This is a genomic window from Streptomyces sp. NPDC101490 (assembly GCF_044767145.1).
In the GTDB taxonomy this organism is placed as follows: domain Bacteria; phylum Actinomycetota; class Actinomycetes; order Streptomycetales; family Streptomycetaceae; genus Streptomyces.
On the sequence record NZ_JBIWNI010000031.1, the window covers coordinates 56,572 to 68,098 of the forward strand.

General features: G+C 72.3%; 9 protein-coding genes. 4 read left to right on the forward strand and 5 right to left on the reverse strand.

What is annotated here, in order from left to right:
* The first annotated feature begins 212 nt into the window (after positions 1–212).
* The 4 genes from ACIRQY_RS33020 (at position 213) to ACIRQY_RS33035 (ending at position 5,114) form a co-directional block, all read left to right on the forward strand.
* Positions 213–599: a MerR family transcriptional regulator gene (locus ACIRQY_RS33020; RefSeq protein WP_403931840.1), complete on the forward strand. Its 387-nt coding sequence runs from the start codon at positions 213–215 to the stop codon at positions 597–599.
* A gap of 89 nt (positions 600–688) precedes the next feature.
* A complete protein-coding gene (gene modA / locus ACIRQY_RS33025) occupies positions 689–1,504 on the forward strand; it encodes a molybdate ABC transporter substrate-binding protein (protein WP_403931843.1) in 816 nt (271 codons plus the stop codon).
* 353 nt (positions 1,505–1,857) lie between these two features.
* Positions 1,858–3,825, forward strand: coding sequence for an ABC transporter permease (locus tag ACIRQY_RS33030; protein WP_403931846.1), 1,968 nt, complete (start codon positions 1,858–1,860; stop codon positions 3,823–3,825).
* Positions 3,826–4,340: 515 nt separating this feature from the next.
* Positions 4,341–5,114, forward strand: coding sequence for a class I SAM-dependent methyltransferase (locus tag ACIRQY_RS33035; RefSeq protein WP_403931849.1), 774 nt, complete (start codon positions 4,341–4,343; stop codon positions 5,112–5,114).
* Between the two features lie 103 nt (positions 5,115–5,217).
* On the opposite strand, the gene ACIRQY_RS33040 is transcribed toward ACIRQY_RS33035, so the two are convergent.
* The 5 genes from ACIRQY_RS33040 to ACIRQY_RS33060 form a co-directional block, all read right to left on the reverse strand.
* The gene (locus tag ACIRQY_RS33040; RefSeq protein WP_403931851.1) at positions 5,218–7,761 is read right to left on the reverse strand and encodes a DUF4118 domain-containing protein; all 2,544 of its coding nucleotides are present in this window, start codon (positions 7,759–7,761) and stop codon (positions 5,218–5,220) included.
* A gap of 110 nt (positions 7,762–7,871) precedes the next feature.
* Positions 7,872–8,561 (reverse strand): response regulator, encoded by a 690-nt coding sequence (locus ACIRQY_RS33045; protein WP_351797017.1) that lies wholly within the window; start codon positions 8,559–8,561, stop codon positions 7,872–7,874.
* 80 nt (positions 8,562–8,641) lie between these two features.
* A complete protein-coding gene (locus tag ACIRQY_RS33050) occupies positions 8,642–9,316 on the reverse strand; it encodes a potassium-transporting ATPase subunit C (protein WP_403931854.1) in 675 nt (224 codons plus the stop codon).
* Between the two features lie 7 nt (positions 9,317–9,323).
* Positions 9,324–11,429: a potassium-transporting ATPase subunit KdpB gene (gene kdpB / locus ACIRQY_RS33055; protein ID WP_403931857.1), complete on the reverse strand. Its 2,106-nt coding sequence runs from the start codon at positions 11,427–11,429 to the stop codon at positions 9,324–9,326.
* On the reverse strand, positions 11,426–11,527 hold the full coding sequence (locus ACIRQY_RS33060; protein WP_402284416.1) for a potassium-transporting ATPase subunit KdpA: 102 nt from the start codon (positions 11,525–11,527) through the stop codon (positions 11,426–11,428). Before ACIRQY_RS33060 ends, kdpB begins: the two co-directional genes overlap by 4 nt.

Genomic DNA, 11,527 nt, shown 5'->3' on the forward strand with positions numbered 1-11,527 from the left:
CCACCATCGTAGGTACAAGCCAAGAGGGCGAAATACCTCTCAGATGATCCGCCAGGAGAAGGCCCGTGGTGCTGGAAGTTCCCCAGGGGCCGCAGGTGGTCCGCGTACCGCCCGAAACCGTTCGTACCTTTCTCCATCCCCGCTCGCATCCGCGATGGAGAGTCGTACGGGTTTGTTGCAGATGAGAGCCTGAGCGACCTACGGTGTCGCACATGCAGTCCAACACCATCGGGCGGGCCGTGCGACTGCTCGGCGTCGGCGCCGACACCGCGCGCCGCCGGGCGGACGCGGGGAGGGTCGCGGCGCACCGCGACGGGAGCGGACGGCGCGTCGTCGACGGGAAGCCGTCCGCCGCGTTCTCCGCGGAGATCACGCGGAGCGGCGACGACGTCTCCCGCGCGTCGGTGCGCAGCGCGTTCCCGGGCGTCGGCGCCGCGATGGAGCTCGGTGGCACCGCCGCCCGGACGACCGTCCGGACCCGTCCGCACCGGCTGGTTCCCCTCCTCGCCCGCGAGGCCGTGGTGGAGCCCGGACCGGAGGTCGCCACGCGGGCCACCGCCCGCGTGAGGCCGACCTGCGTCCGCGTCGACCGCACCTGAACACCCCTCACGCAGTACCGCACCGCAGCGGCCGTCGACACGGCCGGCCTCCCACCGCACTTTCCGTCGATCCAAGGAGTCCAGCCCTCATGTCCCTCACCCTCACCAGACGCCGTGTCACCACCGCCGCCCTCACCGCCGCCCTGCTCGTCCCGCTCGCCGCCTGCGGCGACGGCGGCGCGAAGGGCGAGGGCACCAAGGCCACCGGCACCCCCGCCGGTTCGGCGAGCGCGGCGCCCGCCGCGAACCTGACGGTGCTGGCCGCCGCCTCCCTGACCGACGTGTTCAAGACGGCCGGTGCCGCCTACGAAAAGTCCCACCCGGGCACCAGGCTGACGTTCTCCTTCGCCGGTTCGCAGGAGCTCGTCGCCCAGGTCGCGCAGGGCGCCCCCGCCGACGTCCTGGTCACCGCCGACACCAAGAGCATGGACAAGGTGAAGGCCGACACGGACACCCCGGTCGTCATCGCCAGGAACCGCCTGGTCATCGCCACCGGCAAGGGCAACCCCTTCAAGGTCGACGGCCTTGAGGACCTGGCCGACACCAAGCTGAAGGTCGTCCTCGCCGCGCCCGAGGTCCCCGCGGGCAAGTACAGCAAGCAGATCCTCGACGCCCAGAAGATCACGGTGAAGCCGGTCTCCCAGGAGCCCAACGTGCGCGCCGTCCTCAGCAAGGTCGAGCTGGGCGAGGCCGACGCAGGGCTCGTCTACAAGACCGACGCCGAGAGCGCCCGGGACAAGGTCGTCGCCGTCGAGATCCCCGACGCGCAGAACGCCATCGCGAAGTACCCGGCGGCCACGCTGAAGGACTCGAAGAACGCGGGGGCCGCCGCCGCGTTCGTCGCCTGGCTCTCCTCGCCCGAGGGCCAGAAGATCCTCCAGGACGCCGGCTTCCAGAAGCCGTGACGCCCGGGGCCTGACGCGACCGGGCTGTCCGGGACCGGGGCCGGGGCCTGACGGGCGCGGGGCCCGGCGGGTCCCGGTCCCTGGCGGGTCCCGGTCCCGGCGGGTGCCGCACCTGGCGGGAGCTGGCCCGGGGAAGTCCGGGGCCGGGCCGTTCCCCGGCCCGAGGGGCCCGGACCCGGCTGTTCCCGGGCCGCCGCCCGTTCCCCGGCCGGGTCGGGGCCCGACCGCCCGGGACCCGGCCCGCCCGGAGCCGTCGCGGCACCGGAGCCGTACCGCTCATGAGAGGGTCGGCCGGTACCGGGGAGACGGGCGGCCCCTCCTCCTCATGTCTCTCCACCTCTGCGGGGTCATCCATGAAACGAGCGGACGTCCGGCGACCCGGCGGCGGGCCGCCGCTGCTCCTCGTCCTGCCCGCGCTCCTCGCCGTGGCGTTCCTGACGCTCCCCCTGCTCGGCATCCTCGTACGGACCGAATGGGGCGAGCTGGCCGGACATCTGACGTCCCCCGGGACCGTCGAGGCGCTGAAGCTGTCCCTCCTCGTGTCCTTCTGGGCGCTGGGGCTCTCGCTGGTGCTCGGGGTGCCCCTGGCCTGGCTGCTCGCCCGGGTCCCCTTCCGGGGCAAGGCGCTGGTCCGCTCGCTGGTCCTGCTGCCGATGGTGCTGCCGCCCACGGTCGGCGGCGTGGCGCTGCTGCTCGCCTTCGGGCGGCGCGGACTGCTCGGTCCGTGGCTGGAGCGCACCTTCGGCATCACGTTCCCGTTCCACACCTCGGGCGCGGTCCTCGCGGCCACGTTCGTCGCCATGCCGTTCCTGGTGATCAGCCTGGAGGGCGCGCTCGGCGGGCTCCGGCCGCGTTACGAGGAGACGGCCGCGTCCCTCGGCGCCTCGCCGGTCCGGGTGTTCTTCACCGTCACCCTGCCGATGGTGGCGCCCGGTGTCCTCGCGGGCGCCGCGCTCACCTGGGCGCGGGCGCTGGGCGAGTTCGGCGCGACGATCACCTTCGCGGGGAACCTGCCCGGGACGACCCAGACGCTGCCGCTCCAGGTGTACCTGCTCCTCCAGGACGAGCCCGAGGCCGCCACCTCGGTCTCGCTGCTGCTGCTCGCCATCGCCATGGGCGTCCTGGTCTCCCTGCGCGGGCGGTGGACGGGCACCCCGGCCGACCGGCCGCGCCGGACCGCCCCCACCGCGCCCGACCCGGCGGCGGACCCCGCGGCGACCGACCCGACGACGGCTCAACCGCTCGCCGCGGGCGGCCCCTCCTCCCCGGTCGCCGCCCCCGGAGGGCGCTGGGCGCTGCACGCCGAGGTCACCGGCTTCACCCGGCTCACCCTGGACGCCGGACCCGGCACCACCATCGCCGTCGTCGGCCCCAACGGCGCCGGGAAGACCACCCTGCTGCGGGCCCTGCTCGGCCTCACCCCGCGCGCCCACGCGGACCTCCGGCTCGGCGACGAGAACGTCACCGCGCTGCCGCCGCACCGCCGCCGGGTCGCCTGGGTCCCCCAGGACGGCGCCCTGTTCCCGCATCTGACGGCCCTCGCCAACACCGCGTACGGGCTCCGCGCCCAGGGTGTCGCCCGCGCCTCGGCGCGACGTGAGGCAGGCGCCTGGCTGGACCGGCTCGGCGTGGGGCACCTCGCCCACCGCCGTCCCGGCCAGCTCTCCGGCGGGCAGGCGCAGCGGGTCGCCCTGGCGCGCGCCCTGGCCGCCCGGCCCCGGCTCCTCGTCCTCGACGAGCCGCTCGCCGCCCTCGACCAGACGACCCGGGCGCACGTCCGGCACACCCTGCGCACCCATCTCGCCGGGTTCGGCGGTGTCTGTCTCATCGTCACCCACGACCCCGTGGAGGCGGTGTCGCTCGCGGACCGGGTCCTCGTCCTCGACGAGGGCCGCGCGCTCCAGGACGACACCCCCGCCGAGGTCACCCGGCATCCCCGCTCCCCGTGGGTGGCCCGGATGCTGGGGCGCAACGCCTGGCCCGGCACCACCACCCCGCACGGTCTCGCCCTCGACGGCGGCGGCACCCTGGTCGCGGCCGAACCGCCGCCGCCGGGCACCCGGGCGCTGGCGATCGTCGCGCCCGAGGCGGTCTCGCTGCACCGGGAGAGGCCCGGGGGCAGTCCGCGCAACGTCTGGCCCGGCACCGTACGCGAGATCACGAGCAGCGGCAGCCGGCTGCGGGTGCTCGTGGCCTCCGACGAGGCACCCGACCTCGTCGCCGAGATCACCCCGCAGGCCGCCGCCGAACTCGGTCTCGCCGACGGGGTGTCCGTCTGGACCGGTGTGAAGGCGACCGAGACGACGGTCGTGCCGCTCTGACCGACCGGAACGACCGTCGTGCCGCTCTGACCGCCCTGGACACGACCGTGGTGCCGCTCTGACCGCCCTGGACACGACCGTGGTGCCGCTCTGACCGCCCTGGACGACCGTCGTGGCCGGTCAGGTGCGGATCGAGGCGGACCCCGGGTCGGCCTACACCCCGCACCCCACCACCTACCGATCCGCATCAGCGAGCCCACTCCTCGTACATGACTCGCACATGCGCACCCGAAGAGGCGTTTACCCTCTTGGATGATCGGATGTAATCATCCGGTCCGCGGGGGCCTGTTTCTGTGACTGCGTCCAATCGCCGCGTACGGTGGGCGCCTGGTTGACTGACGGCACCGGCCCGGCGCGGTGGAGTGGCTCTCGCCACGACGGAGAACCGGCAGGGCCCCGCGCACCGCACGCGGTGTCCGGTGCGCGGGGGCCCGTCGGCACCGGCTGCCGCGAGCGAGGCTCCACGGGTCTCCGCCCGCTTCCGCTGTTCCTGCTCACGAGGCGAGGCAAGGCAGATGACCACATGCACGCGGACGCACGACGGCGGCTCCGGGGCACTCGGCCACGGCCCGCCCGGCCGTGGCCGCTCCGCGCGGCGGCCCGACGGGCGGATAGCCCTGTTCGTCGCCCGGTCGCTCGGCGGGGCGCGGACCGTCCTCAACGTGGGCGCGGGCACGGGCACATACGAGAGCGCCGTCCGCGCGCTGGCACCCGGCGGGCCTTCCGCGTCCCCGGGCACCGCCCCGGCCCTCGACGCGGTGGCCGTCGCCGCCGCAGGGGAACTGCCCTTCGCCGACGGCTCCTTCGACGCGGCGATGACCTTGTTCAGCGTGCACCAGTGGGGTGACGTCACCGCCGGGCTGCGGGAGACGCGCCGGGTGACGCGCGGCCCGGTCACCGTCCTGACCCGCGATCCCGCGCGGGTGAGGGACTTCTGGCTGTACGCGTACGCGCCCGGGGTCCTGGACACGGAGGCCCTCAGGTACCCGCCCGTCGACGAGATCGCCGCCGCACTGGGCGGCACGGTGACCGTCGAGGCGGTCCCCGTGCCGTTCGACTGCACCGACGGTTTCAACGAGGCCTACTACGGGCGCCCCGAGATGCTCCTCGACCCCGCCGCCCGGGAGGCGTGCTCCGCCTGGAGCTTCGTCGACGACACGGCCCGCGAACGCTTCGACCGCACCCTGCGCCACGATCTGGCCTCCGGCGCCTGGGACGCGCGCTTCGGCCATCTGCGCACCCGGCCCGTCTACCGGGGCTCCCTCGTCGTCGTCCGCGCGGAGCCCTGACCGGGAGGGCGGGGCCGGGGCCGAGCGGGAGTGGGGCCGAGCGGGGGTGAGGGTGGGGGCGTGACCGGGTGTCCGGGCCTGGCCCCAGGAGCCCGGTCCCCCGTCAGGTCGTCGTCCCGGCCGCCTGTTCCGGGATCTGGTGCGGCGCTCCGTCCGGCATCCGCAGGACGACGGTCATCGTCAGGCCGCCGCCCGGGGTGTCCTCCGCCGCCAGGCTGCCGCCCATCGACTCCACGAAGCCCCGGGCGACGGCAAGGCCGAGGCCGACGCCCTCGCCGCGCGGGGTGTCCCCGTAGCGCTGGAACGCCCCGAAGATACGGTCCTTGGCCTCGTCGGGCACACCGGGACCCCGGTCGACGACGCGGAGTTCGACCCGGTCCGCGAGGGCGCTCGCGGCGACGAGGACGGGCTGGCCCGGCGGGCTGTACTTGACGGCGTTCTCCACGATGTTGGCGACGGCCCGTTCCAGGAGACCCCGGTCCACGGCGACCATCGGCAGCGTCTCGGGGATGTCCAGTTCGACGCTGTCCTCGGGGACGCCGAGCAGCGCCATCGGGACGACCTCGTCCAGATCGGTCTCCCTGATCACAGCGGTGACCGTGCCCGTCTCCAGCCGGGACATGTCGAGGAGGTTGCCGACGAGGTGGTCGAGGCGGTCGGCGCCCGCCTCGATGCCCTCCAGGAGCTCGGCCCGGTCCTCCTCCGACCACTCGACGTCGTCCGAACGCAGCGACGTCACCGACGCCTTGATACCGGCGAGGGGGGTGCGCAGGTCGTGGCTGACGGCGGCCAGCAGCGACGTTCGGATCTTGTTGCCCTCGGCGAGCCTGCGGGCCTCCTCCGCCTCGCCGACGAGCCGCTGCCGGTCGAGGACCACGGCCGCCTGCGCCGCGAACGCGCCCAGCACCCGGCGGTCCTCGGCGGGCAGCACCCGGCCCGTCAGGGCCAGCGCCAGATGGTCGCCGACGGGGATGTCCACGTCCGCGTCGTCCGGGCGCGTGCAGGGACCGTGGCCCGCGAGGGCGACACACGCCCACGGTCCCGTCTCGTCCGGGCGTTCCAGGAGGGCGACCGCGTCCATGGAGAAGGTCTCCCGGACCCGTTCGAGGAGCGCTTCGAGGGTGGTCTCGCCGCGCAGCACACTGCCCGCGAGATAGGAGAGGGTCTCCGACTCGGCCCGCAGCCGGGCCGCCTGGTGGGTGCGCCGGGCCGCCAGGTCCACCACCGAGGCCACCGAGATCGCCACGCCGACGAAGACCCCCAGGGCCACCATGTTGCGGGGGTCGGCGATCGTCAGCTCGTGGATCGGCGGGGTGAAGAACCAGTTCAGGAGCAGGGAACCGACCGCGGCGGACGCGAGCGCGGGCTTGAGGCCGCCGAGCAGCGCCGCCGCGACGGTGAGCGTCAGGTACAGCAGGACGTCGTTGGCGAGGCCCACCTCGGGTGTCGCGGTGCGCAGCAGCAAGGTGAGGAGGGCGGGGCCGCCGAGGCCGACGAGCCAGCCCCAGACCGTCCGGGACCTGCCGAGCCTGGCGCTCCTCGCGACGGGCAGCCGTCGGCCCTTGGCGGCTTCGTCGTGGGTGACGATGTGCACGTCCAGGTCGGGCCCGGACTCACGGGCGACGACGGCGCTGACGCCGGGGCCGAGGAGGTACTGCCAGGAGCGGCGGCGGCTCACCCCGAGGACGATCTGGGTGGCGTTCACCCCGCGCGCGAACTCCATGAGCCCGGCGGGGACGTCGTCGCCGACGACGTGGTGGAAGGTGCCGCCGAGGTCCTCGACCAGGGTGCGCTGCACCGCCAGTTCCTTCGGGGACGCAGAACTCAGCCCGTCGCTGCGGGAGATGTAGACGGCGAGCACCTCGCCACCCGCGCCCTTCTCCGCGAGCCGGGTGGCCCGCCGTATCAGGGTGCGTCCCTCGGACCCGCCCGTCAGCCCGACGACGATCCGTTCCCGCGAACCCCAGATCGTGGAGACGCGGTGCTCCTTCCGGTACTCCTGGAGGTACTCGTCGACCCGGTCGGCGGTCCACAGCAGGGCCAGCTCGCGCAGGGCGGTGAGGTTGCCGGGGCGGAAGTAGTTGGAGAGGGCCGCGTCGACCTTGTCGGACTTGTAGATGTTGCCGTGCGCCATCCGGCGGCGCAGTGCCTGCGGCGACATGTCGACCAGCTCGATCTGGTCGGCCCGGCGCACCACCTCGTCGGGGACGGTCTCCTGCTGCCGGATGCCGGTGATCGACTCGACGACGTCGCCGAGCGATTCGAGGTGCTGGATGTTGACGGTCGAGACGACGTCGATGCCCGCCGCGAGCAGTTCCTCGATGTCCTGCCACCGCTTGGCGTTGCGGGAGCCGGGCACGTTGGTGTGGGGAAGTTCGTCGACGAGCGCGACGGCGGGCCGCCGGGCGAGGACGGCGTCCACGTCCATCTCCGTGAAGGACGTGCCCCGGTACTCGATCGTGCGGCGCGGGATCACCTCCAGACCGTGCAGCATGACCTCGGTGCGCGGCCGGCTGTGGTGCTCGACGAACGCGACCACGCAGTCCGTGCCGCGCTCCACCCGCCGGTGTCCTTCGGAGAGCATGGAGTACGTCTTGCCGACGCCGGGGGCGGCCCCCAGGTAGATGCGCAGCTTCCCGCGTCTCATGTTCTGCGTTTCTCCTACGGCTCGACTGCTGCTGTACGGGCCTGTGGCCTAGGGCGTCCCGGTGTCCCGGCGGCGGGACGGTGGCTCCGGGGTGCCACGGCTCCGTGCCTCTACGGCTCGAACCGGTAGCCCATGCCGGGTTCGGTGATCAGATAGCGGGGGTGCGACGGGTCGTTCTCCAGCTTGCGCCGCAACTGGGCCATGTAGACCCGCAGATAGTTCGTCTTCGTCGCGTAGCTCGGCCCCCACACCTCCTTCAGGAGGCGGCGCTGGCTGATGAGGCGCCCCGGGTTGCAGATCAGGATCTCCAGGAGGTGCCACTCGGTGGGCGTGAGGCGTACGTCCCGGTCCCCGCGCCGCACCCGCTTGGCCACCAGGTCCACGGTGAAGTCGTCCGTGGTGACCCGCCCCCCGGGGACCGGCTCGGCCACCGGCGCCTCGGCGGCGCGCCGGGTGGCCGCCCGCAGCCGGGCGAGCAGCTCGTCCATGCTGAACGGCTTGGTCATGTAGTCGTCCGCGCCCGCGTCGAGCGCCCGGATCTTGTCCTCGGAGCCGCTGCGGGCGGAGAGGACGAGCACGGGGACCCGGCTCCAGCGGCGCAGCGCCCTGATGACCTCGACCCCGTCCATGTCCGGCAGACCCAGATCGACGATCAGCACGTCGGGCGGCTCCGCGGCGGAGAGGGCGAGCGCCGTGGCGCCGTCCCGCGCGGAGTCCACCCCGTACCGACGGGCTTGCAGATTGATCACCAGCGCTCGTGCGAGCTGGGCGTCGTCCTCGACCACCAGCACCCGGGTCATCGACGTGCTGCCTTCCTCTTGTGCGGGCTGAACGGTCGGCACCTCTGTCGAGAGGGTCCTCTGTCGAGGAGGTAAGGCCATCAGCCCTTCGCCGCCAGGAGGTTCTTCAGGGCGGTGTTGAGCTGGAGGACGTTGACGCGGGGTTCGCCGATGAAGCCGAGGATCCGGCCGTCGGTGTGGTCGGCGAGGAGCCGTTCGACCTGGGCGACGGTCAGGTCGTTGTTGGCGGCGACGCGGTGGACCTGGAGCTCGGCGTAGGCGGGGGAGATGTGGGGGTCGAGACCGGAGCCGGAGGAGGTGACCGCGTCGGCCGGGACATCGGCCGGGTTAATGGTGTGGCCGGGGACGGTGTTGTCCTTGACCACGGCCGCTTTCGCGTCGGTGACCCACTTGATCAGGTCCTCGTTGTCCCCGGACCGGTTCGTCGCCCCCGACAGGATCAGCGTGTACTGGGTGTTGACATTGTTCGCGCCCAGGCCGTTGGACGGACGCGGCTGGAACCAGCGCAGATCCGGAGCGGCCGTCTCCTGGCCGTCCTTGAGGGGCAGGTCGTAGCGCTGGCCGATCAGCGCGGAGCCGACCGTCTTCCCGCTCGCGTCGGTGATCTCGGACCCGTTCGCCTTGCCGGGGAAGACGAGCTGGGCGACGGCGGTGACGGTGAGGGGATAGAGCACGCCGCACAGCACGGTCAGGACGAGCAGGGCACGTGCTCCCGCCCACAGGACACGCCCGGTGTTTCCTACGGAGTTGTTCATGACGTGATCAGCCGATTCCGGGGATGAGGGAGAGGAGGAGGTCGATGATTTTGATGCCGATGAACGGGGCGATCAGCCCGCCGAGCCCGTAGATCCCCAGGTTCCGGCGGAGCATGGAATCCGCACTGGAGGGCCGGTAGCGCACGCCCTTCAGCGCGAGCGGGACCAGCGCGATGATGACCAGGGCGTTGAAGATGACCGCGGACAGGATCGCGGACTCCGGCGACGCCAGACCCATGATGTTCAGCTTGTCCAGCGACGGATAGGCGACCGCGAACATCGCCGGGATGATCGCGAAATACTTCGCCACGTCGTTGGCGATCGAGAACGTCGTCAGCGCGCCCCGGGTGATCAGGAGCTGCTTGCCGATCTCGACGATCTCGATGAGCTTGGTCGGGTCGGAGTCGAGATCGACCATGTTCCCGGCCTCTTTCGCGGCCGAGGTCCCGGTGTTCATCGCCACACCCACATCGGCCTGCGCCAGCGCGGGAGCGTCGTTGGTACCGTCACCGGTCATCGCGACCAGCTTCCCGCCCGCCTGCTCCCGCTTGATCAACGCCATCTTGTCCTCAGGCGTCGCCTCCGCCAGGAAGTCGTCCACCCCCGCCTCGGCCGCGATGGCCTTCGCGGTCAGCGGATTGTCACCCGTGATCATGATGGTGCGGATACCCATCCGGCGCAGTTCCTCGAACCGCTCCCGCATCCCCTCCTTCACCACATCCTTCAGATGGATGACACCCAGAACACGCGCACCCCTGGCGTCTTCCACGGCCACCATCAGGGGGGTGCCGCCGGCCTGGGAGATGGTGTCGTTGAGCTGCTGGGCGTCATCGGTGATCGCCCCGCCGCGTTCCTCGACCCATGCCACGACCGAACCGGTCGCACCCTTGCGGATCTTGCGTTCCTCCACATCGACGCCGGACATGCGGGTCTGGGCGGTGAACTCGATCCACTGGGCGTGGGCGAGTTCGCCCTGGTGCCGCTCCCGCAGCCCGTACTTCTCCTTCGCCAGCACCACGACCGAACGCCCCTCCGGGGTCTCGTCCGCGAGGGAGGACAGCTGGGCGGCGTCGGCGAGTTCGGCGGCCGTGGTCCCCCTCACCGGGAGGAACTCCGCCGCCTGCCGGTTGCCCAGCGTGATCGTGCCCGTCTTGTCCAGCAGCAGCGTCGACACATCACCCGCCGCCTCCACCGCACGGCCGGACATCGCCAGCACGTTGCGCTGGACCAGACGGTCCATCCCCGCGATACCGATCGCGGACAGCAGCGCCCCGATCGTCGTCGGGATCAGACACACCAGCAACGCGGTCAGCACGATCATCGAGGTCTGCCCGTCGGCACCCGCGTAGATCGCGAACGGCTTCAGCGTCACCACCGCGAGGAGGAACACGATCGTCAGCGACGCCAGAAGAATGTTCAGAGCGATCTCGTTGGGCGTCTTCTGCCGGGCCGCACCCTCCACCAGAGCGATCATCCGGTCGATGAACGTCTCCCCCGGCTTCGCCGTGATCTTCACGACGATCCGGTCCGACAGCACCTTCGTGCCACCCGTCACCGCACACCGGTCACCACCCGACTCACGGATCACCGGAGCCGACTCACCCGTGATCGCCGACTCGTCGACGCTCGCGACACCCTCGACGACGTCACCGTCACCCGGGATCACATCCCCGGCCTCACACACCACCCGGTCACCGACCCGCAGAACAGTCCCCGGCACCCGCTCCTCACCGGTGGCGGTGAGGCGGCGGGCGACGGTGTCGGTCTTCGCCTTGCGCAGCGTGTCGGCCTGCGCCTTGCCCCGGCCCTCCGCGACCGCCTCCGCGAGATTCGCGAACACCGTCGTCAGCCACAGCCAGACCGCGATCGCCCACCCGAACCAGTCCCCCGGGTTCATCACCGCCAGCCCGGTCGTCACCACCGACCCGACCAGCACCACGAACATCACCGGCGACTTCACCATCACCCGCGGATCAAGCTTGCGCACCGCGTCGGGGAAGGAAGCCAGCAACTGCTTCGGGTCGAACAGACCCCCGCCGACCCGGCCCGCCTCAGCCGGACGGCCGCTGGACGCCCCCGTCCGCGGGGGCCTCGTAGGAGTGATCGTGCTCATGCTGCGAGCCCTTCGGCGAGCGGTCCCAGCGCGAGCGCGGGGAAGTAGGTGAGTCCCGTGATGATCAGGATCGTGCCGACCAGCAGCCCCGTGAACAG